Genomic DNA, 19,802 nt, shown 5'->3' with positions numbered 1-19,802 from the left:
GCCCGGGCGATTTACTCGCTTATGAATTTGCCGGTTTGGGCAGATCAGCGACAAGTCGCAGAGAAATCGAGAGTTCGTCGAGCTGAAAGTGCGGACGCAGGAACGCGACCGAACGATACGAGCCCGGCTTGCCCGGAATCTCCGACACTTGTATGGATGCCTCGCGCAGCGGGAATTGCGCTTTCTGTTCCTGCGAGGCGTTGTCGTCGAGCAGGACGTACTGCGAAATCCACCGGTTGAGGAAAGTCTCCACGTTCTGCGCCGATGCGAAGCTGCCGATCTTGTCCCGCATCATCGCCTTCAGGTAGTGCGCGACGCGCGATACCGAGAAGATGTACTGAAGCTGGGCGGACAGGACGGCGTTCGCATTCGCGCTGTCGGTGCTGTACTTTTTCGGCTTCTGCACCGACTGCGCAGCGAAGAACGCGGCGTAATCTGAGTTCTTGCAATGGACGAGCGGGATGAAGCCGAGGTCGCTCAGCTCCTTCTCGCGGCGATCGGTGATCGCGATTTCGGTCGGGCACTTCAGCGCGACTTCACCGTCGTCGGTCTTGAACGTGTGGGTCGGCAGATCCTCGACGAGGCCGCCGCCTTCGACGCCGCGGATCGCCGCGCACCAGCCGAAGTCGTCGAACGCGGCCGTCAGGCGTGCCGCGAAGGCCCATGCCGCGTTGCACCACAGGTACTTGTCGTGGTCGGTGCCGTCGACGTCCTCGACGAAGTTGAAGTTCTCCGCGGTCTGGCCGTCCTTCGGATTGAACGGCAGGCGGCCGAGGAAGCGCGGCAGCGTCAGGCCGACGTAGCGGGAATCCTCGGCGTCGCGGAACGATTTCCACTTCGCGTATTCGACGGTGTCGAACACCTTGCCGAGGTCGCGCGGCTTGCCGAGGTCGGAGAACGACTCGAGGCCGAGCAGCTCCGGCGACGCCGACGCGATGAACGGCGCATGCGCGGCCGCCGCGACGTGCGACATCTGCTCGATGAAATACATGTCTTCCGGCTGGCGCGAGATCTCGTAATCGCCGATCAGCGCACCGAACGGCGAACCGCCGAACGTGCCGAATTCCTCTTCGTAGACCTTCTTGAACAGCGCGCTCTGGTCGAACTCGCTCGCGCCCTTGAAATCGCGCACGAGGTCGCGCTTCGGCGCGTGCAGCGCCTTGATCTTGATCGTCTGGCCCGTGTTGCTTTCCTTGACCAGATAGTCCAGCCCGCGCCACGTGCTTTCGAGGCGCTGGAATTCCGGCGCGTGCATCACCGCGGAAAGCTGCGTGGAAATCAGGCGGTCGAGTTCCGCGACGCGCGCGTCGATCGTGGCCGACAGGTTGTCCGACACGATCACCGTGCCGTCGAGCACCTGGTGCACGAGCTCGCCGATCAGGTCCTTCGCACGCGCATGCTCGGAATCGGATTTCGCGACCTTGCTCTTCTCGACGATGTCGTCGAGCAACGAAGTCCCGGCGGCGTATTCCGCGCCGCTCGCTTGGGCCGCAGCCGTTTGCTGGTTCATCTCAACACTCCGTCGTCATTCGCCGTCTTTGTCGCCGCCGGTGCCCTTCGCGAGCTCCTGCAGCTGCTGCGTGTTCTTCAGCACCTCGGACAGCAGATCCTCGAGCTTGTCGTTGCCGGCAAGCTTGTTGCGCAGGTCGGCGAGCTTCGAGCGCGCCTCGAGCAGGCGGCGCAGCGGCTCGACCTGTCCGACGACTTCGTCCGGGCTGAAATCCGACAGCGAGCGGAACTTCAGGTCGACCGCGAACTTGCCGCCTTCCGGGCTCAGGCGGTTTTCCACCTGGAAAGCGGCGCGCGGCTCGATCGCCTTCATCACGTCGTCGAAATTGTCGCGGTCGATATTGACGAACTTGCGGTCGCGCAGCTTCGGCTGCTCGATTTCGGACTGGCCCGCCAGATCGCCGACGACCCCGACGACGAACGGCAGTTCCTTCACCTCGATCGCATCGCCCTTCTCGACCTCGTAGGTCAGCTGGACGCGCGGCGGCCGTATTTTCTGCAAGCTTTTCTGAATGCTTTCTTTCTTGGCCATCTCGACGGCTCCCAGGTTAGTTGTGGTTATCGCGTCAGTTGCGGTTTCAGTTGCGCAGTGCGCCGAACGGATCCGCGCTGCCCTTTTGCGCCGCGGGCGGCGTCGGGGCGGCGCTCGCGGCCGCTTCGGCCGCCGGTGCGGCCGCGGCCTTCGCACGATGGACGACGCGGCGCGGCGGGCGCGGTTTCGCGATCTTGGTTTCTGGCGGAAACAGCGCCGATTCGCCGAGCGTGTCGCGCAACTGCTTCGCGAGCGCCTGCGCGTCGGACTTCGCATCGCCCGCGAGCGATGCATCCTGGCGCAGCTCGCCGAGCGACTGCGTCGCGATCCGCAGGCCGGCGACGGCCAGCACGCTCTTCGCCTGACGATCGGTCGCGTCGCGCTGCAGCGCTTCCTGGGCGGCGACGATCGCCTGCCCGTAATGGTTTTGTGCGAACTGGATTTGCGCGATGCGCGACCACGGTTCCTCGCGCGTCGGGTCCGACTTCGCGAGTTGCTGGTACAGGCCGAGCGCCTTGTCCTGGTCCCCCGCCTTCGCGACGGCGTCTGCATCGGCCAGCGACTTGTTGAACACTTCCGCAGTCGGCGGCGCGGGAGGCTGGCTCGCACAACCGGCGATCACGCCGCAAGCCACCACTACCCCAGACAGTTTTGCGAAGAGACGGTCTTTCATCGTTATATCCACCGGCGCGTGAGTTTTAAATCGTTGAGAATCTGGTTCTTTTGCTTTGCAAGAAGCGCGCGGGTATAGTACCGATCAATTTTTCATAATTCAATCGTCGTGTGAAGAGTAATTCCTTTTAAAACCAGGCGCTACCCCCTCGAATGGCCGCTCGCTGCGGGCTCGCAGCGGTTTTTCTTTCGACCGGAATGCGCAAGTTTTACTGGTTGCACGACGCGCCGCCCGGATGGCGGAAAAAATTTCCGGATGCTCGCCTGACGCGGGCGTGCTTAATAGTTGAACGGTGCAATGTCGGGGATACGCAGCGAACGCGGCAATATCCCGGCAGTTTTGACAGGGATAAAGGCGGCACGCCGGAAAAAACGATGAGATCGTCCATGATTCGCTACGCGCTGCCGCTGCTTGCGTGCGCCCTTCTGGCCGGATGCGCGGCCGCTCCGCTGCTCGGCTCGGCCGCGAGCGCCGTGATGTCCGCGGCCGGCATCGGCAAGCCCGAGGTGCCCGACGCGCAGAAGCCGCCGCGCAACATCGGCCTCACGCTGGCCGCCGCACCGAACCTGAATGCCGCGACCGACAACAAGCCGCTCGCGCTCGTCGTGCGCCTCTATGCGCTGAAAGACCCGACCTCGTTCCAGCAAGCGCCGTTCGACGCATTTACCGACCCGGCCAAGGAAAAAACCGCACTCGGCGCCGATCTGCTGAACGTGCGTGAAATCACGCTGATTCCGGGCCAGCGCTATACGGCAACCGAGAAGGTATCGCGCGAAGCGCAGGCATTCGGCATTGTCGCGCTGTTCCGCGATCCCGCACTGCAACGCTGGAAACTGACGTTCGATCCGGTGAAGTCGGAGAAATCCGGCATAATCATCGGCCTGCATAATTGCGCGATGACGGTCACCGACGGCACGGTCATCGCACCGCAACAGGGTGCGCCTTCGCAACCGCTGAATATGCTGTCTTCGGTCTCCTGCGGTTAAACATGACGCACGAATGTCAATTAACAAGAGTTAACACACTTGGCGATTTAATTCGGGCACGACCAAATCGATTACATCGCAAACGCCACATTAACCGGATTTGACATGAGTTATTCGGCCAAGGTGCTGTGGGGGGAAGGGCTGTTCCTCCGGCCTCAACACTTTCAGCGGCAGGACGCGTACCACGAGGCGCGCCTGTTCGAGTCCATCCAGGCGATCCAGCCATACAACTGGGGCGTGCGCTCGGTGCGCATCGACCGCGACGCGCTCGGCAGCAACGTGCTGCGGGTGGCCGAACTCGCGCTCGTGTTCCCGGACGGCGCGCTGTATGCCGCGCCGCAGGCCGACGACCTGCCGCCGCCGATCGCACTGGATACGTTGCCCGACGGCATCAACGAATTCGTGTTCTATCTCGCGCTGCACCCGCTGCGCGAGAACGGCACCAACTACAGCGACGATCCGGCCGCCGGCTTCATGACGCGGTTCGTCAGCGAGCAGACGAGCGTCGCCGACAACTTCACCGACGCCGCCGAAGCCGACATCACGTTCCTGAAGACGCAGGTCAAGCTGATCGCACACAGCGAGCCGCGCGACCAGTTGCTGTCGGTGCCGCTCGTACGCGTGCGCCGCACCGCGACGTCCGGCTTCGAGATCGACGACAGCTTCGTGCCGCCGTGCCTCGCGATCGAAGCGTCGCCGATCCTGCACCAGCGGCTGCGCCAGCTGGTCGACGCGCTGCAGGCGAAGGTGAACGCGCTGTACGGCTTTCACCGCGAGCCGTCGAAGAACATCATCGAGTTCCGCTCGGGCGACATCGCGTCGTTCTGGCTGCTGCACACGGCGAACGCCGCATTCGCGACGCTCGCGCACCTGCACCAGCATGCGGCGCTGCATCCGGAGCGGCTGTTCCAGGAGCTGCTGCGCCTCGCCGGCCAGTTGATGACGTTCTCGAAGGGCTATACGCTCGCCGACCTGCCCGTGTACCGCCACGACGATCCGGGCCCGAGCTTCGCGCGTCTCGACCTGATGCTGCGCGAACTGCTCGACACCGTGATCTCGACGCGCTATTTCGCGATCACGCTCGACGAGGTGCGCCCGTCGTTCCACCTCGGCCGCCTCGATTCCGGCAAGATCGACGACAAGACCGAGTTCTACCTCGCAGTGTCCGCGGACATGCCGAGCGTCGAGCTCGTCGATGCGGTGCCGGCCCGCTTCAAGGTCGGCGCGCCGGACGACGTCGACAAGCTCGTGCTGTCGGCGATGCCCGGCGTGCGGCTGTCGTACACGCCGCAGGTGCCGCCCGCGATTCCGGTGCGCCCCGGCGCGTGCTACTTCGCGCTCGATTCGCGCAGCCCGCTGTACGAGCGCATGCTGCAGGCCCAGTCCGCGATGATCTACGCGCCGACTGGCATCAATGACCTGAAATTCGAACTGATCGCGGTCACATCATGAGCTACGCGCCTTCCCTGTTCGGCGACAACGCGCCGGCACCGCTGCATACCCCGGCGTCGACGGACTCCGCGTTCCAGGCCCGTTCGCTGCTCGATTTGCTGTACGACGGGTTCTTCATGCTGTTCCTGCTCAAGAACGGACGGGAGCCGGACAGCGCCAGCGAGTTCAGCACGCGGATCCAGGAATTCCTGTCGGATTTCGAGCGCGGCGCGAAGAAGCTGAATATCGCCGCCGAGGACGTGTACGGCGCGAAGTTCGCGTTCTGCGCGGCCATCGACGAGATGGTGCTGTCGTCGCAGTTCAAGATCCGCGCGGACTGGGAACGCCGGCCGCTGCAGCTCGTGTTGTTCGGCGAGCAGCTCGCCGGCGAGAAGTTCTTCCAGTATCTCGAGGAAGGTCGTGCGCAGGGTGCGGCACGGCTGCAGTCGCTCGAGGTGTTCCATATGTGCCTGCTGCTCGGGTTCCAGGGCAAGTACCTGCTCGAAGGGCCGGAAAAGCTCGCGTACCTGACCGCGCGGCTGGGCGACGAGATCGCGCACATGAAGGGCAAGCGCGCGCCGTTCGCGCCGCACTGGCCGCTGCCGGACCAGATCGCGCACCGCTTGAAGCGCGAGGTGCCGGTGTGGGCGATCGGGACCGTGTTCGCGCTGGTGGCGCTGCTCGGGTACCTCGGGCTCAACACGTACCTGAAGGACAAGACGCTGCAAGCGCTCGCGCCGTATTCGCAGGTGATCAAGGTCGGGCCGGAGTCGGCCAACCTGACGATCTCGTTGCCGTAACCGGCACGCGATTTTCGATCGCCGCTTCATGAGAAAAGGACCGCCTGGCGGTCCTTTTCTGCTTTTGCGCGCTTCCTCCGGACAACTGAAAAAGATCGATGGTGTGCCAACGCGTCACGCCATCCAGATGTCTTCATAGCCGGCGTCGTCGATGATGAAGCGTGCGCCGGGCGGCAGCCGCAGATAAGGCAGAACCGACGGCAAATAGGTCGACAGGTGCGCCGCATGCAGCGGCTGATAGAAATCGTCGGCGTCCGAGTATTCGCCGCAGTGGAAGAACCAGCTGACGTTGTCGCCTTCGGACAGCGCGATGCGCGTGCCGTAGATCGGCATGCGCCCGAGCGTCGACATCGCGACGGCAACCATCTCTTCGGGTTCGACGGCCTGCAGGCCGTGGCGTGCGCAAAGCGCTTCCTGTTGCGTGCGCAATGCTGCCGGATCGTCGGCCATGTTCATTTCCTTTCTGCCGTGCAGCGAGTCAGCCAGGTTGCCAGCATAACCGTGGATCGGCGCCGTGCCGGCGGCGCAGCATCAGAACAGGATAAACGCGTCGTTCTCGACGTAGAAGACAAACGCGTCCAGCAATTGTGCGACGCTCGGCTCGTCGACCTGATCGTGTGCGTTGATCACGATGTCCTCGATCGTCGCGCTGTCGAGCGTGGCTTTCCAGCCGGGTTGGGCCGCGATGGCGGGCGCAACGTCGGCTTCCGCGTCATCGGCGCCTTCGAGGAACGCCCCCTCGGTGTCGAGCGTCCACGGCATCGGCGGCAGGTAAAGCCACCCGGAGAAATCGCCGGGACGTTCGAGAATATGGTGGAGCGACGCTGCGGTCGGGGAGTCGGTCGACATGAGTATTGCGGTGGGATCCGGATTGATGATTGCGTTGCATCGGCCGCGAGCCACCCGCGGCAGGCCGTGATTATGCCAATTCCTCGCCCGCCCGCCTCCCGGCGCGCGTCAGATGACGCATCGCGTCACTCGTTCGCGGTGAAATCGATTGCAATCAGGGCCAATTCGACTTCCGGCGCGGCGCGGTTGCGAGTAGTGTCTACGTGCCCGCATTCCGGCCGGCCCCGGGTCCGACCGATACCCGGCGCTCACACTACGACACTGAACCCTGGAGATCTGCGATGAAACGTTCGAAGTTCCTGCTGTCGGGCCTCCTGCTCGCGTCGGCCCTCGGCTTCACGGCCGTCGGCGCCCATGCGGAAGACCTGCTCGATTCCGTGAAGAAAGCCGGCGTGCTGCGCGTCGGCCTCGAAGGCACGTATCCGCCGTTCAACTCGCGCGGCACGTCCGGCCAGCTCGAGGGCTTCGACGTCGACGTCGCGAACGCCGTTGCCGGCAAGCTCGGCGTGAAGACGCAGTTCATCCCGACCGAATGGAGCGGCATCATCGCCGGGCTGCAGGCCGGCAAGTTCGACGTGATCGTCAACCAGGTCACGATCACGCCGCAGCGCAAGGAAGCGCTCGACTTCAGCGAGCCGTACACGTACTCGGCCGCGCAACTGATTCAGCGCAAGGACGACACGCGCAACTTCAAGTCGCTCGACGATTTCAAGGGCAAGAAGCTCGGCGTGACGCTCGGCACCAACTACGACCAGATGGCGCGCACCGTGCCCGGCATCGAGGTGCAGACGTATCCGGGCGCGCCGGAGAAATTGCGCGACCTCGCTGCGGGCCGGATCGAGGCGACGCTCGACGACCGCCTGATGCTGCCGTACATGATCAAGACGTCGAACCTGCCGCTGCGCGCGGGGGCGGTGCTGAACGGCGGCAAGCAGGAAATGGCGATCCCGTTCCGCAAGGGCAATCCGAAGTTCGAGAAGGCAATCAACGACGCGCTCGATTCGCTGCGCAAGGACGGCACGCTGAAGAAAATCTCGACGCACTGGTTCGGCAGCGACGTGACGGTGCCGGTCGCGCAGTAAGCGGTTCGGCGCGCGTTCGATGCGTCACGTTTTTCGCTGCGGCGAAGGCGTGACGCGCAGTTGCAGCGTTCTCCTCGCCTTTCCCTTCTTCCCCTTTTCCTTTTTCCTTCAGGCCGCCTCGTCGAAGCGGGAAAGCAGCATCTGGCCGATCGGCGTCAGCGCCGGGCGCGCCGCTACCGCATTCACGCGGACCTGCGTATCGTCGACCAGCCGCTTTTCGACGAGCACGGCAAAGGCCGGGTTCGCGAGGTCGACACTGTCGGGCGCACGCGCAATGCGCAGCAGCATAGAAAATTCATGCGGACTCAACATGGTCCATGTCTCCTGATCGTACGCGATACAGTTCGATAGGCGTCGATCGTGTTGTCGAATGGAATGGATGCGAGGCAGAGGCCAATACGCTGCCGGGAGCGAGATCCCGGGTGATCCTGTGCGCCGCGGGCACGGCGTCGGACGCAGTCACGTACCCCCTGATCGCGAACAGGCTGCCGCGACGGGAACGTGCAACGTTAGCGGTACAGCGTGACGCGGGCGTGACAAGAAAAGGGGGATGGCGATGGCGCCCGCGCCATCGCGGCGCGCGACTCCATGAACGAAAAAAGGGTTACGGAAAACTCCGTAACCCTTTTTCGGATTTGGTGCGGCTGCAGGATCAACAATCCTCATCCAATCTATTGATTAAAAAAGAAAATTGAATCGGCGATTGGGATCTGAACCCCCAAACATACCCCCAATCGGTTGCGCCCATGTGCATGAGGCCACCGAGCGAAAAATTGTGGCGTAAGTCCGCCGAGTGCCGGCCGCCCGAACAGAAAACTTCTGGAGATTTGGAGATATATGCTCGATTCACCCCCAGAAGCCTTACTGGTCAAGGGTCCGGCTATCTCCAAGTGTATCTCCAAAACACTCATTTACTTGGAGACAAAGTTGGAGACAGCCGGCAAATACGCCGCATGACGCCAGCCGTGTCGAGAAGCACCCTGCGGTCTGGAACGCAGCGCGCAAAGAAACTCCCGTCCCGCAGCCCTCCCCGAGGCAACGGCAAAAGCTGGCCTTGTGTTCAATGAAAAGTGACTTTGGGCGGGCACGGTGGCCGGGTACTCGCCTGCACGTCTACCAACATCGTCTTCGGCAAGCCACTTGCGCTCGAAGGCGACATGGTGTCGTGTCCCAAGTGCAGCGGCGTCTACCCAATCATCGGCGTCCGCGTTCGCAGCATGACGTTTGGCGGCCGGGCTGTTGCGACCGAAGGCGACAAGACTGCATGCGGTGCGACGCTGATAGCATCGCAAGGCATGGCGACGGTAGAGCCGACCTCCGGCGCAGGCGGCTCGGTTGGCGCAGGCAAAAGTGTAGTCACGCAGACGACCGCGCAAGACGATGGCACATATCGCGGCCGCTTCCAGCTCGTCGACGACAAGACGCGCGCGCCGATCCCGAATCACCCATACACGGTCACGTCAGCGGACGGTCAAACGATTCAAGGCACGACGGACGCGAGCGGCCACACCGATTGGATCAGCAGTCAACAAGCATCGTCGCTATCGTTTAGTCAGCCAGGGAGCGACGCGTGAGTGGCGATTATTCTCCGGGGAACGGTGGTTATTCCCCTGGGTCGTCGACTGGGGGCTCAAGCTCGGCCGGTCAGACAACGCAGGTAGGTTTAAGCGCCTCCAAACTCTCCCCGAAGGATCGGAAAGTTCTGTGTCACACGTTCTGCGAGTGCCGTCGGATCGGCGTCGCGACGAAAGCCGGAACAATCCAGCGGCAGCGCTGCGTCGAAATGCGCCTCGGGCTCCCCAATGAGGTGTCGAAGATGCAGACGGGCGTTCCAACGGAATACCGGCCGGAGCAACCGTACGATATGACGACGAATCCACCCCAACCGATCATGGACTACGAAGATCCGCTGGAGCCCAATTCGGGCATTCGCCAGTGGATCAAGGATGTGTGGCCCAGCAAGGGCAGGAAATACGAGAAAGGCGATGTCCGCCGCCCTGACGTCGTCATCGTGAACGACCCGTCGAAACCTCCGGAGCAATCGAATATCAAGACCGTCGTGGAAATGAAATTCCCAGGCGATCGATACGGCCCTGATCAGGAAGACGACTACATCGAAATCGCGGGCGGCCCGTCGAAGTTTGTTCACCTCGGCGCGGCTGATTGCGGATGCGGCGACGACGACGGCCAGAAGGAAACTTCGCGCTCGAAGCAATCCGCGCGACAATCCGAGCTTGACGACTTGTTCGGCGGGAATAGCACCGCGCCCGGAGGCCCACCGCTCCCGACCGCGCCCTCCTTGCCGCCACCTGCATTCCCGCTCCCGCTTTGACGCCATGACGAACGACGAAATTGAAGCTTGGGCCAAAGATCCGCGCCGTGCGGACACCATGCCTTTCGGGCTTTACGAGCCCACGCACCAAAAAGGGATCACGGGTGCCGCCCTTGTAGTGCGGGGCGTGCTTTACTTCCGCAACGGTTTCACGTCGGAGGTTCGGCAAGCGCTGGTGGGCTGCTTCAAGCAGTACAACGCGGCGATCGAGGAATATCAACACGCGCTCGAAGTGGCGGCCGGCCAGACGCCGTCGAAGTCCGGGCCGCTGCGCTGGTTCTATTCCGAGGGAGAAGAACCGATCCAGTACGACAAGTCTCCGGGATTCGAAAGTCTCGCGACGAGCGTTCCCTCCGACGAGACCCTTGCGGTCGCGATCACCAGCGCCGAGCACAAGCTCGCGACCGGTTTCTATGAATTCACGGTGTTCGCGCTTAGCGAAAAGAAGGCTGCACGGAAACGCGGTCTCGACGGACTGGTCTTCACGGTACCGCGTGCGTTTATCGCCCACCGCCCCGGCGTGTTCGAGGCGATGTTCCGCGCGTTCGCAGAAGCGTTGCCGATAGTTAGCGGTCACGGCGGGCTGGCCGTGAACGTGCCTCCAATGGGGCGGCGACCAAACGAAGCCAGCGAGTATTTCTACGCGCGCCGTTTCGGGCCTGGCATCGACGTCGGCGATCCAATGCGTTCCACCGTTCGTAAGCTTTACACGAAGATCAAGACCGTTGACTGGCTCAACGCGCTCGATGCGGACTTGGTCGCGGCTGTTGGTGGTGCATCGGCGCTCGGACTTCCGCCAGATTGGTTCGCCCGTATTCCCCTCGGGAACGGGGGCTTGATTATTCAGGCCGGCGTCGCGCCGCAGGCCGGCGTATCCAATGGACCAGGCATTCCCGTATCTCCACCCGCCGCGTACGTCATTCTGAACCACGCGTTGCGGCCGATCATCGCGGATGAGGTCGATACGCTGCAAGACGGGACACTGGACAGTACCGCGCCCCTGCTAAATACGGTCGTAGCGACCGAAGGTTGGCTGCGTCGGCTCACCGTACAAGATGACCAACTCAACAGCATCTGGATCGAGCTGCACAAAACGCCAAAGCTGCATGGCAACACGGCATAACGTGACGAATACGATGCGATTGCCCCCAACATGTGCACCGCGTCCGTCACGCAGCCTTCCCTTCTGCATTTGCCGGCGTCAGTGCCTTCACCTCACCAATTGCCTGCAGTTGCTTGAGGTAGTCCGGCCGAAACTGAGCCAGCCATCGAACGACTCGCGCGTTATCTAGAAGACTGGTGATGTAGGTTTTAATGACGACCAGCTTCAAACTGTCTGGGCCGTAATTTTCCTCGATAACCTTGGTATCGGCCTGTAGAACGGCCAACTCTCGCTCCAAACGCCGGACAGCTTCGAACGTTCCAGGCTTCGTTGCGTGGTCCCTAGGACCGTCAACTAGCTGGTCATCTGGGGTCGTCTCTAGCATTGCTAGCACAAACTTTCCTGAGTAGTTGTCGAGGTTGTTCATTGCTAGCGCGACATCAATCTGACGAAATGGCTTCATCTGCCGCAGGATCGGAAAAACGCGGCATGGCACTCGCTTGTCGGCCAGCAACTTGATTGCCTCGTCGCAAATTCCGTCCAGCATCCGAAACCTAGCTCGGATCGTTGCCGCTGTCAGACCAAGCGCCGCCGCCAAACGTTCGATCGGCACCCCGCTTTCGTACACTTTCAGAATCATGTTGTGCTCTTGAATTGCAGTCACGCGACTGATTCTCTTGTTGTATGTGAGTCCTTCGTCGTCTTTTGCGATCAAACATCGAGCGTGCCCTCGTCCGAGCTCCATCAACGCTTCGACTCGAAGATGACCGTCGAGAATCGAGAAGTGCCCGGGAATCGACGAATGCGGGACGACGATTACCGGCTCAACAAGGCCGACGACATTCACCGATGATCGGATCTGAACGTATTTCGCACTTTCCTTAACTTTGGGCGGCAGCGTTTTCGATGGATGCAGTACCGCGAGCGGCACGTCGAACCATTCGTGGTTGAAGCCGCTGTCGACGACTTTGGCGCGTAGTCTTTCCATCAGATCAACCCTCCGCGGTTGGCAGTGGCGGCCAGCGGTTGTGGAACGGTTACAAGTCCCTCATCCCTGATCAGATCGACAAATTCTGCGTCGGCAAACAAGTCCTTGAAAATTTCATTGACGACTAACAACGACGTGCTTACACGTTCCGCCTTCAGTTGAATGAGTTTGTGCCGATCAGCTTCTCGCTGATACAGACGCATCAGATCCTCAGAGCTGAGCTTCTTCCGCTTAGTGCTGCGACTGGTTGCGTCATGAGGTGCCTTACCAGTCAGTGATCGCTGCTCGAGAATACGTCGAATCACTGCCACCTTCTTCCCTTTGATCTCGCCACTGTTCACTGCGGCGAGCAACAAATGCTGGGCCTCCGAATCGGATGCACGCGAAATTTCTATAGCTAAGTGCAGTGAAATATGCCCGGCCTCCGCTGCGACAAGCAGACGCTTCTCTCCTTTTTCCAGCAGTGTGCCAACCATGTTCACCCACGATGCTGTATAGCCAATCTTCTTCCCTATCTCGGCATCCGAATATCCCTTCTTTCGCAGTATGTCGACCTGAGCCAGCATCTCGCTCGCCAGAGGATTGCGCCGAGCAACGTTCTCCACAATGCCCATAATCAGGCCCGTGTCTTCATCAACATCTAGGACAATCGCTGGGATCTCCCTCTGCCCCAAAATTTTGAAGGACTCCAACCGGCCTTGGCCGCACACCAGAGCATACTTCCCCGGTTCGCCGGGCATGCGCCTTACCTCAATCGGACGCTTTAGCCCTATCCGCTGAATGTTCTCCGTGATGTCGCGATGGCTTTTCTTGTTCCGTATTCGGGGATTGACGACTACGATTGCTTCGACGGGAATCATCACAACTTCTCCGGTCGCGTCGCTCATATCGCCTCCGCAAGCGGCAGTCGGGCCGTGATTCGATAGAACATATCAAGCGTCTCGAACTGGTACACGTCCAAGGCAAAACCGTTGTACTCCGCGTAAGGCAACAAAGCTGGGGTGAAATCGATCGATGGCAGCAGATAGAAATCGTATGGCTTCGTGTTGTCGTGGTTCATGCGCGCAACAATCGTGATGTCCGGCGATAAACTCGTATCAAGGCGGACACGCCAGCGATAGCTTCCAGCGGGCGTCACCTTGCATCGCGCTATCACAAGCGACACGGTGAATTCGCCGTTGACGTCGAGAAGATCCGTTTCACCGTCGCGACGCGAGAATCCGCCTGACTTTTCGATGCCTACCTGGATCTCGTTGAGCACAGCGGGATAGCGTTGCCGAAGTACGCGGTTTATTTCCAGATACGAATAATCACGTCGGGGCATAAAACCCACGAGGCTGTATGCCCGTAGAAGGCTGCCAAAGCGGGAGCGATATGCCGCGCTTGACGGTGCGTTGTCTTCCTCGTCGATGATCAATCCAGACAAGGCGCCGTACTTGTCCAGAATGCTTGCAAGCGCCGCAAGCATTTCGCCGTCGTCCAGATGACGAGAGCGGTTCGCGATGATGGCTTGTACCCTGTAATACCAGTCAGCGGGGACAATAGCGTCGAACGCCCCATCCTTCCTAATCCATTGCTCCGGCGGATTCCGCACGTGCTGCATCTTGAGCTTAAACGACGTGCGGTTGTATACGTTGTTTCCGATGTACTTCTCGTTCGTCAAAATCTGATGAATCGTTCCCCGCGTCCACGGTCGGCCGCAGTGGTTCAAAACGCCTTCGCGATTCATGTGCGAGGCGATGACGCGTTCGGGCATACCGTGGTCAAGAAAGAGCCGATAGATACGGTGTACCGTGGCAATGTCTTCCGCAGGCCCAGGCACCAGCACTATGCGATCGGTCTGAATGCTCTTCTTCTCGCCGTGATGTAGTAGCCCCTTGACGACGTGATTCTCATCGATCAACTGCCGTTGCAGACCGAAGCCCGGAATGCCTCCCTGCCTATAGCCGCGTTGAACCAGGTTGCGATGGCCGGCGAATACTTTGACGGAAAGTTCGCGGCTATACTCCGCAGCCATGCTCCGCTTCAAGCTCTTGAGCAAGGTGGAACCGAGCGACGTATCGCTTCCAAACTGCTCCGCGCAATAGATGACTTGGACGCCGTTGCGCTTGCATGTTTGTTCATAAACAGCAGCTTCGTCCGGATCAGGGAAACGCCCCCAACGACTGACGTCGTAGACGAGTACCGCAACAAAATCTGTGTTTCGGCTCTGTACGTCCTGAAGCAAACTTCGGAGCCCTTGCCGCCCCTCGATATTCAGTCCGCTCTTTCCGTCGTCCTGGTACGACCGGACAATATCCATTCCGTGCGTACTAGCAAACTCGGCAATGAATTGCGCCTGATTCTCAGTCGAGTACCGCTGATGCTCGGTGGACATACGCGTGTACTGCGCGACTGGAATCCGTCTGTCCGCGCTCTCTTCTTCAATCGCTAGCGAGTGCTGCATGATCACGCTCCAACGACCCACCTTGAATGGCAATCGTTCGCCGAATGCATGACAGATTGATGGCAGCGACGATCATTTATTCAGGACGCGATCGATAACGGCACGTCGCAGCTAGTAGCATGCGAATCTCGTCAGGATCATTCCTCAAGTGTTCGCGGCCGGCGTAATGAGGCGCGAAAGTAGTATCTGCTGCAGCGCTCGGGCAGTCACCGCAAAAGCCACGAATGACGCGGCGAGAGTCGGACGAGGCGGAGAAGACAAGAATGCTGCTCAATCGCTTGTGTCACGCTACGTTGGCACCCGACCTAGGACCGGGACGTAACCGCATCGGTACACGTATCGCTGACGCCGTAGGGCGGCCGGACGGCATGCACATGGCGGCGCACGCGCCTCTACAGCTTCCGGTACCGTAATCCAAGAAAGTTACTTTGCCATCGCTCCATGGTGCCGCTGATTGGCACAAGTGACTGCGGCATAATCGCGACGTGATTGTTAATTCGGGGGCTGACCATGACAAACTCCGCAGTGGTATCGGCGGTGCTCGCCGCGCTCGCATCCGGCTTATTCGCCCTAGTCGGTGTGGTAGTTACGTCGACACTTGCTCAAAAGCGCGAGCACGCGTCCGATTGGCGGCAAGTGAAGATAGATCGGTACCAGGAGTACATGGCCGCGCTGTCTGCTATTGTTTCAGGCCGATCAACACCCGCTGCGCAAGAGCGCTACGCTGACGCGGTGAATGCTTTGACGTTGGTCGCATCCCCGACCGTCTTGGATGCCGTCCAAGCGTTTCAACGCGAGATCTCCTACCGCAACACCGAGCGAAGCGACGAGAGGCATGACGCACTTTTGAGTGCGGCCATTTGGGCAATGCGGACCGACATCCAGCCCGGAACCGTGCATGCACCTCCTCGCGCCTTTAAGCTGCTCGCTCCGCCACCACCGAGCGAGCCGGGCTCTAGCAGGTCGTGAGTTGAACGGTGTTCGCCGCTTAGACTGCGTCGCGCACCCGCATGATCGTCTGGCGACTCGTGCCATAGCTCTTCGCGAGACTCGCGACGCTCGCACCTTGGCTCAACTGCTGGCGCACTTCGTCCTGTTGTTGCTTGCTCAGCGCGGACGGGCGGCCCATCGCCTTGCCTTCCGCCTTTGCTCGCGCGATGCCGGCCTGCGTTCGCTCGATCAACAAATCGCGTTCAAACTCCGCAACAGCGTTTAAGACCTGCATCGTCATACGGCCGGCCGCGCTTGTCAGGTCAACGCCGCCCAGTGCAAGGCAGTGAATCCGAATGCCGCGATCTGCCAACACTTCAACCGTCTCCCGCACGTCCATCGCGTTCCGACCGAGTCGATCCAGCTTGGTCACGATCAACACATCCCCCTCTTCCATCTTGAGAAGCAACTCGGCGAACCCCGGGCGCTGTTGCGCACTGACGCTACCGGAAATGCTCTCCGTAACCACCCGACGCTTGTCGACCGCAAAGCCGGCCGCCTCGATCTCAAGGAGTTGGTTAGCTGCTGTTTGGTCGGTCGTGCTGACGCGGGCGTATGCGAAGGTCCGGGACATGCTGCACTCTCAATATGTTCGAAAAGGATGTCCGAATCATACCGCATGTCCGGAAGTATGAAAGCCTTATTTTCGGACATGACTGAGCTCCCATGTCCGCAAGGGATCGGTTTTGGACACTGTTGCCGACTATGAGCCAGGGCATATCGCTTGACGCATGGCTCCGTGCATTCCGATGAGCTCTTTCCAACAGCGTTCCGTATGTCGTCTATCTGGCGTGGCTGTTGAACCGGCTATACTTCCCTGGCTTCGCCTGGTCCGGGTCGTCACACGATCGGCGATGCCAATGCTCATAACGAGACTCGGAAGCTCGAAAATGTTAAACAGGATTGTCGTCGGGGACCTTGCAAGCGCCGATAGCGAATTGCAAGGCGTTTTGAGAGACCTGCGCTTGCGACTGTTGCGCATGGAAATTGCCTCGCGTACTTTGCGAGGAAAGCAAGAGAACGCTCATTCGATTCCTCTGTATGGCCCTTACCTGGGGCGAGCGTATCTTGAAACGGCGTGTACCGCTCTTTTGGCGCGCTTGGACCCCTTTAGGGTTCTTGCAGCAAAGCGACATCAGGAAGCGTCCTATTACGAGTTCGAAGCACGAAGTAAATCCGGAATCCAGTGGACCGGCGATATCATTTCACCCGAAAAGCCCGGAACACAAATGTGGTCCATAAACACGAGGGAGAATGGATGTCGCTCTCTGTTAGGTCCATGGACAAACGAGCTAATTTGGATTCCCGCATTCGATAGATTAAGTGACGCCATTGCGAAATTTGGCGTTGTTCACGACTGGATTTCCGACCTATCGAATAAGCAGCCGGAGCGATTTTGCGCCGAACTTCGCAGCAGCCTAGAGGGACTATTCTCCAAATTCTCAAAGGGCGTCCATAGTGAACTACTGTCCAATCCGGCCGCGGCCTTCGATGCCGTATCAATTGAGAGCGACTTTCACACTGTTGCCCAACGATTAACGTGCTTTGCGCTGCTAAGCCATTTTAGCGATCACTTCCTATACCGATGGAGTGAGCAAAAGGCGATCGACTTCGCAAATAGAATTGGGGGTTTTTGGAAATGAATGACGACGGTTTGGTCCTCGCCGCAGAAGACTGTGAAGAGACGGATTTCGTTCGTCTCCATCGCTTCACGGAATACGAAGACAGGATCATCAAAAGTCTAATGGCACACGGCCCCGTTCTGCTACGTGGTGGTCGCGGTAGCGGCAAGAGCGCACTTCTCATCGAAGCGACGCGTCGCGCCCGGATTTCGTTGCCTACGGCCTTGCCAGTCTATCTCAGCCTGCGCCATCTTCCGTTGTTGCAGTCGACCGGCAATGACTATCAACAATTCTTTACGCGCCTCCTTGTGGAAGCGGTAAACGAGGCTCTGAGCAGCACTGGATCAGCCGAACAACTAGCGTCAGGAATTGGACCGGAAGACATAAGATCCGCTCTCGTTGGGTTGGCTTCCAAGATAAACAAGCGGCTAATTTTAATGTTCGACGATGCAGCTCACATCGGCCGCGAAACAGATCTTGGAGATTTCTTTGGATTATTCCGCACTCTTTCCGGGAACGGAGTTTCATGCAAAGCAGCAATCTATCCTGGAGTAACTAAGTTTGGAACGCGTTTCGACGTCTACAACGATGCGACCGTTATCGACTTAGCCAGAGACGAACGCACCCCGGCCTTTTCGGAATTCTTTCGAGAAGTGATCGCCGCAAGATACACCGGATTAGAAAGCAGATTTACGAAATCCGTACTCGTGGACGAGGAACGAATTTTCAGATTTCTTGGTCGCGCAGTACTTGGAAATGCCCGAGCGTTCATCTTCACCTGCAATATTTTGAGCGAGCACGAGACTATCGGGTTAAATGAATTGACTTCCTCCTTCGTTAAACTCGGAGCAGACTACTACTGGCCGCTGCTTGACGAATTGAAGCCAAAGCTTGGAATTTATGAACCGCTCCTGGATCCAGCGCAGGAGGTTGCCGAGCGATTGTTCAAGCATCTTGCGGAAAAACGTGCAACATCGGTGCTATTACACAAAGACCATCAGCATCGCCTCGTTAAGGTACTCGAAATTCTTGAATACGTGGGATTCATCTCTCGGCGCGAAGCGTCTAGAGCTCTGAAATCCGGTGGACGAGGTGGGCGGTATGCATCCAACCTCTGCACGCTCCTCGACCACGTACCGCAGCGCCGGATAACGCAAGATTTGTTTCTCGACTGGTCAGCCGCCACGGACGAGCCGGCGGAGATTTACTCCGCCAATGATGTACTCAATGTTTCTGTTCCCGAGCCAGACCTGTCGCGCAACCTGGCTGTCCTCGCGCTCGGCATAGAAGTACTTGGAAATAGAAACGTATATCCCTATGGATTGACCGAGCAGAAAATCAGAACGCTTCGCGATGCAGGCATAGTAACCATTGCAGATTTGGCCACCGCGCCAGACGAGGACCTTCGAAAACTGTCGGGCATTGGCACCAAGTTCTTTTTCCGCATCAAGAATACGGTTGCACAAGCCATATGGATGTAACGGGCTCCAAATACGTCAAGATCAAACCAAGTTGACCCGTGAGAAAATACCGCCCGCCGGGCCTAGGGCGATCGCCCGAAAGCCGGACACCTTCTCCGGCTGACTCGGCTTCGGGTCTGAAGGGCGTATGGAGAGCACGCATTGTTTGTCTTTAATGGTAGGCGACTTGGTTCTATTCATGCGCGGCGTCGCGTTCGGAGTTGGTTTCGAATTCCCGATTGGCGTAACCCAGCCGCGTACCCACCACCATCCGTCAGCGGCGACAGGTGGGCGTGGGAATTCCTGCGTCGGAATGAAAAGTTCATCAAGCAGCAGGCCGATTTCTGTAACCGGTTAGCACGCATTCCTCGCGAGCAGCGCCTTGCATCTCACCCCGACTTCGACGCGCATTCGAAATTCCTCATGGACTGGGGTATTGACTATTGGTACCCGCCGTCTTGGGTGTGGGGCTGGCCGCTAACTCTCGACGATGGAACCCAACAATTTGTGAACATGGAATTCGACGCACCATGCGGGTTCATTAGTGGCCCCGTAGACTCGTCACGATACTTTGACCGACCGTTGCGCGACACTGAGTACAGGGTGATTTTTGATGCCTCTATGCCAATTTCTCGGCAGCTAGAGCAAGTGAAATCCGTGCTGGAATTCCAGCAATCCAAACTCCCTGCTGCGCGGAAAGCTGCTAGACCTCGATGGAATTTGTTGCCTCGATATCTGCGTGCATTCGACGGGTTTCGCGCAATGAAAGACCTCGGGTTATCCGAAGCACAGGCACTAAACGAATTGGCAGATCAGTTCATGAACGAAAAACTGGACGTCGACGACGTCGACTATGTGCAAGATGCAAGAAACGCGCTCGACGCGGCTCGCCGATATATAGAGCACGACTATCGAGTGTTACCGATCATGAGAGGAGCACCGGTGTCAAGGTAGAAACCTCAGCCCTATAAATATAGCTTCCTCAAACCTGACGTTTGCG

General features: G+C 59.4%; 20 protein-coding genes. 10 read left to right on the top strand and 10 right to left on the bottom strand.

The window, feature by feature from the left end:
- Nucleotides 1–19: 19 nt before the first annotated feature.
- From tssC to DFS13_RS24990, 3 genes are read right to left on the bottom strand one after another with little or no spacing between them, the layout of a single operon-like run.
- A complete protein-coding gene (gene tssC / locus DFS13_RS25000; protein ID WP_006484397.1) occupies nt 20–1,510 on the bottom strand; it encodes a type VI secretion system contractile sheath large subunit in 1,491 nt (496 codons plus the stop codon).
- A 15-nt stretch (nt 1,511–1,525) separates the two neighbouring features.
- Nucleotides 1,526–2,041 (bottom strand): type VI secretion system contractile sheath small subunit, encoded by a 516-nt coding sequence (tssB, locus tag DFS13_RS24995; protein ID WP_048986023.1) that lies wholly within the window; start codon nt 2,039–2,041, stop codon nt 1,526–1,528.
- A 46-nt stretch (nt 2,042–2,087) separates the two neighbouring features.
- Nucleotides 2,088–2,714 carry a M48 family metallopeptidase gene (locus tag DFS13_RS24990; protein WP_043204524.1) on the bottom strand — a complete coding sequence of 209 codons (627 nt, stop codon included), beginning with the start codon at nt 2,712–2,714 and terminating at the stop codon, nt 2,088–2,090.
- Nucleotides 2,715–3,100: 386 nt separating this feature from the next.
- Here DFS13_RS24990 and tssJ point away from each other — a divergent pair, with 386 nt between their 5' ends.
- The 3 genes from tssJ to icmH all read left to right on the top strand — a co-directional run bounded on the left by tssJ (nt 3,101) and on the right by icmH (nt 5,931).
- On the top strand, nt 3,101–3,700 hold the full coding sequence (gene tssJ, locus DFS13_RS24985) for a type VI secretion system lipoprotein TssJ (protein ID WP_006485335.1): 600 nt from the start codon (nt 3,101–3,103) through the stop codon (nt 3,698–3,700).
- 105 nt (nt 3,701–3,805) lie between these two features.
- Nucleotides 3,806–5,152 carry a type VI secretion system baseplate subunit TssK gene (tssK, locus tag DFS13_RS24980; protein ID WP_006477098.1) on the top strand — a complete coding sequence of 449 codons (1,347 nt, stop codon included), beginning with the start codon at nt 3,806–3,808 and terminating at the stop codon, nt 5,150–5,152.
- Nucleotides 5,149–5,931 (top strand): type IVB secretion system protein IcmH/DotU, encoded by a 783-nt coding sequence (gene icmH, locus DFS13_RS24975; RefSeq protein WP_006491869.1) that lies wholly within the window; start codon nt 5,149–5,151, stop codon nt 5,929–5,931. The genes tssK and icmH overlap by 4 nt, the downstream gene beginning before the upstream one ends.
- 114 nt (nt 5,932–6,045) lie before the next feature.
- On the opposite strand, the gene DFS13_RS24970 is transcribed toward icmH, so the two are convergent.
- Both DFS13_RS24970 and DFS13_RS24965 read right to left on the bottom strand, forming a co-directional pair.
- Nucleotides 6,046–6,381 carry a hypothetical protein gene (locus DFS13_RS24970; RefSeq protein WP_006494425.1) on the bottom strand — a complete coding sequence of 112 codons (336 nt, stop codon included), beginning with the start codon at nt 6,379–6,381 and terminating at the stop codon, nt 6,046–6,048.
- A gap of 81 nt (nt 6,382–6,462) precedes the next feature.
- Nucleotides 6,463–6,780, bottom strand: coding sequence for a hypothetical protein (locus tag DFS13_RS24965; RefSeq protein ID WP_048986020.1), 318 nt, complete (start codon nt 6,778–6,780; stop codon nt 6,463–6,465).
- A gap of 281 nt (nt 6,781–7,061) precedes the next feature.
- Between DFS13_RS24965 and DFS13_RS24960 the strand changes: the two genes are divergently transcribed.
- Nucleotides 7,062–7,862 carry a transporter substrate-binding domain-containing protein gene (locus DFS13_RS24960; RefSeq protein WP_111442236.1) on the top strand — a complete coding sequence of 267 codons (801 nt, stop codon included), beginning with the start codon at nt 7,062–7,064 and terminating at the stop codon, nt 7,860–7,862.
- A gap of 108 nt (nt 7,863–7,970) precedes the next feature.
- On the opposite strand, the gene DFS13_RS24955 is transcribed toward DFS13_RS24960, so the two are convergent.
- A complete protein-coding gene (locus tag DFS13_RS24955) occupies nt 7,971–8,174 on the bottom strand; it encodes a hypothetical protein (RefSeq protein ID WP_011546589.1) in 204 nt (67 codons plus the stop codon).
- A gap of 764 nt (nt 8,175–8,938) precedes the next feature.
- Here DFS13_RS24955 and DFS13_RS24950 point away from each other — a divergent pair.
- The 3 genes from DFS13_RS24950 to DFS13_RS24940 are packed head-to-tail and all read left to right on the top strand — an operon-like array spanning nt 8,939 to nt 11,317.
- Nucleotides 8,939–9,436 (top strand): PAAR domain-containing protein, encoded by a 498-nt coding sequence (locus DFS13_RS24950; protein WP_241308727.1) that lies wholly within the window; start codon nt 8,939–8,941, stop codon nt 9,434–9,436.
- On the top strand, nt 9,433–10,194 hold the full coding sequence (locus DFS13_RS24945; RefSeq protein WP_048986016.1) for a VRR-NUC domain-containing protein: 762 nt from the start codon (nt 9,433–9,435) through the stop codon (nt 10,192–10,194). Before DFS13_RS24950 ends, DFS13_RS24945 begins: the two co-directional genes overlap by 4 nt.
- A 4-nt stretch (nt 10,195–10,198) precedes the next feature.
- Nucleotides 10,199–11,317: a DUF3396 domain-containing protein gene (locus tag DFS13_RS24940; RefSeq protein ID WP_048986015.1), complete on the top strand. Its 1,119-nt coding sequence runs from the start codon at nt 10,199–10,201 to the stop codon at nt 11,315–11,317.
- A 46-nt stretch (nt 11,318–11,363) separates the two neighbouring features.
- On the opposite strand, the gene DFS13_RS24935 is transcribed toward DFS13_RS24940, so the two are convergent.
- From DFS13_RS24935 to DFS13_RS24920, 4 genes are all read right to left on the bottom strand, one after another.
- The gene (locus DFS13_RS24935; RefSeq protein ID WP_111442234.1) at nt 11,364–12,284 is read right to left on the bottom strand and encodes a plasmid partitioning protein RepB C-terminal domain-containing protein; all 921 of its coding nucleotides are present in this window, start codon (nt 12,282–12,284) and stop codon (nt 11,364–11,366) included.
- The gene (locus DFS13_RS24930; RefSeq protein WP_111442233.1) at nt 12,284–13,171 is read right to left on the bottom strand and encodes a ParB/RepB/Spo0J family partition protein; all 888 of its coding nucleotides are present in this window, start codon (nt 13,169–13,171) and stop codon (nt 12,284–12,286) included. The genes DFS13_RS24935 and DFS13_RS24930 overlap by 1 nt, the downstream gene beginning before the upstream one ends.
- Nucleotides 13,168–14,730 carry a recombinase family protein gene (locus tag DFS13_RS24925; RefSeq protein ID WP_241308728.1) on the bottom strand — a complete coding sequence of 521 codons (1,563 nt, stop codon included), beginning with the start codon at nt 14,728–14,730 and terminating at the stop codon, nt 13,168–13,170. The genes DFS13_RS24930 and DFS13_RS24925 overlap by 4 nt, the downstream gene beginning before the upstream one ends.
- 988 nt (nt 14,731–15,718) lie before the next feature.
- Nucleotides 15,719–16,294 carry a recombinase family protein gene (locus DFS13_RS24920; RefSeq protein WP_111442232.1) on the bottom strand — a complete coding sequence of 192 codons (576 nt, stop codon included), beginning with the start codon at nt 16,292–16,294 and terminating at the stop codon, nt 15,719–15,721.
- A gap of 316 nt (nt 16,295–16,610) precedes the next feature.
- Here DFS13_RS24920 and DFS13_RS39975 point away from each other — a divergent pair, with 316 nt between their 5' ends.
- The 3 genes from DFS13_RS39975 to DFS13_RS39965 all read left to right on the top strand — a co-directional run bounded on the left by DFS13_RS39975 (nt 16,611) and on the right by DFS13_RS39965 (nt 19,756).
- Entirely contained in the window at nt 16,611–17,363 is a 753-nt protein-coding gene (locus DFS13_RS39975; RefSeq protein WP_124259947.1) for a hypothetical protein, read from the top strand.
- Nucleotides 17,360–18,823: a helix-hairpin-helix domain-containing protein gene (locus DFS13_RS39970; protein ID WP_134163168.1), complete on the top strand. Its 1,464-nt coding sequence runs from the start codon at nt 17,360–17,362 to the stop codon at nt 18,821–18,823. Before DFS13_RS39975 ends, DFS13_RS39970 begins: the two co-directional genes overlap by 4 nt.
- Nucleotides 18,824–18,964: 141 nt before the next feature.
- Nucleotides 18,965–19,756 (top strand): transcriptional regulator domain-containing protein, encoded by a 792-nt coding sequence (locus DFS13_RS39965; RefSeq protein WP_124259945.1) that lies wholly within the window; start codon nt 18,965–18,967, stop codon nt 19,754–19,756.
- Nucleotides 19,757–19,802 lie beyond the last annotated feature (46 nt).

It is taken from the genome of Burkholderia sp. 28_3, assembly GCF_003253915.1.
Classification (GTDB): domain Bacteria; phylum Pseudomonadota; class Gammaproteobacteria; order Burkholderiales; family Burkholderiaceae; genus Burkholderia; species Burkholderia cenocepacia.
This window is presented reverse-complemented; position numbering and strand designations above follow the sequence as displayed.

Coding starts and splice junctions, on each gene's coding strand:
- tssC (WP_006484397.1), bottom strand. CDS start 1,510: ATGAACCAGCAAACGGCTGCGGCCCAAGCGAGCGGCGCGGAATACGCC.
- tssB (WP_048986023.1), bottom strand. CDS start 2,041: ATGGCCAAGAAAGAAAGCATTCAGAAAAGCTTGCAGAAAATACGGCCG.
- DFS13_RS24990 (WP_043204524.1), bottom strand. CDS start 2,714: ATGAAAGACCGTCTCTTCGCAAAACTGTCTGGGGTAGTGGTGGCTTGC.
- tssJ (WP_006485335.1), top strand. CDS start 3,101: ATGATTCGCTACGCGCTGCCGCTGCTTGCGTGCGCCCTTCTGGCCGGA.
- tssK (WP_006477098.1), top strand. CDS start 3,806: ATGAGTTATTCGGCCAAGGTGCTGTGGGGGGAAGGGCTGTTCCTCCGG.
- icmH (WP_006491869.1), top strand. CDS start 5,149: ATGAGCTACGCGCCTTCCCTGTTCGGCGACAACGCGCCGGCACCGCTG.
- DFS13_RS24970 (WP_006494425.1), bottom strand. CDS start 6,381: ATGGCCGACGATCCGGCAGCATTGCGCACGCAACAGGAAGCGCTTTGC.
- DFS13_RS24965 (WP_048986020.1), bottom strand. CDS start 6,780: ATGTCGACCGACTCCCCGACCGCAGCGTCGCTCCACCATATTCTCGAA.
- DFS13_RS24960 (WP_111442236.1), top strand. CDS start 7,062: ATGAAACGTTCGAAGTTCCTGCTGTCGGGCCTCCTGCTCGCGTCGGCC.
- DFS13_RS24955 (WP_011546589.1), bottom strand. CDS start 8,174: ATGTTGAGTCCGCATGAATTTTCTATGCTGCTGCGCATTGCGCGTGCG.
- DFS13_RS24940 (WP_048986015.1), top strand. CDS start 10,199: ATGACGAACGACGAAATTGAAGCTTGGGCCAAAGATCCGCGCCGTGCG.
- DFS13_RS24935 (WP_111442234.1), bottom strand. CDS start 12,284: ATGGAAAGACTACGCGCCAAAGTCGTCGACAGCGGCTTCAACCACGAA.
- DFS13_RS24930 (WP_111442233.1), bottom strand. CDS start 13,171: ATGAGCGACGCGACCGGAGAAGTTGTGATGATTCCCGTCGAAGCAATC.
- DFS13_RS24925 (WP_241308728.1), bottom strand. CDS start 14,730: ATGCAGCACTCGCTAGCGATTGAAGAAGAGAGCGCGGACAGACGGATT.
- DFS13_RS24920 (WP_111442232.1), bottom strand. CDS start 16,294: ATGTCCCGGACCTTCGCATACGCCCGCGTCAGCACGACCGACCAAACA.
- DFS13_RS39975 (WP_124259947.1), top strand. CDS start 16,611: ATGTTAAACAGGATTGTCGTCGGGGACCTTGCAAGCGCCGATAGCGAA.
- DFS13_RS39970 (WP_134163168.1), top strand. CDS start 17,360: ATGAATGACGACGGTTTGGTCCTCGCCGCAGAAGACTGTGAAGAGACG.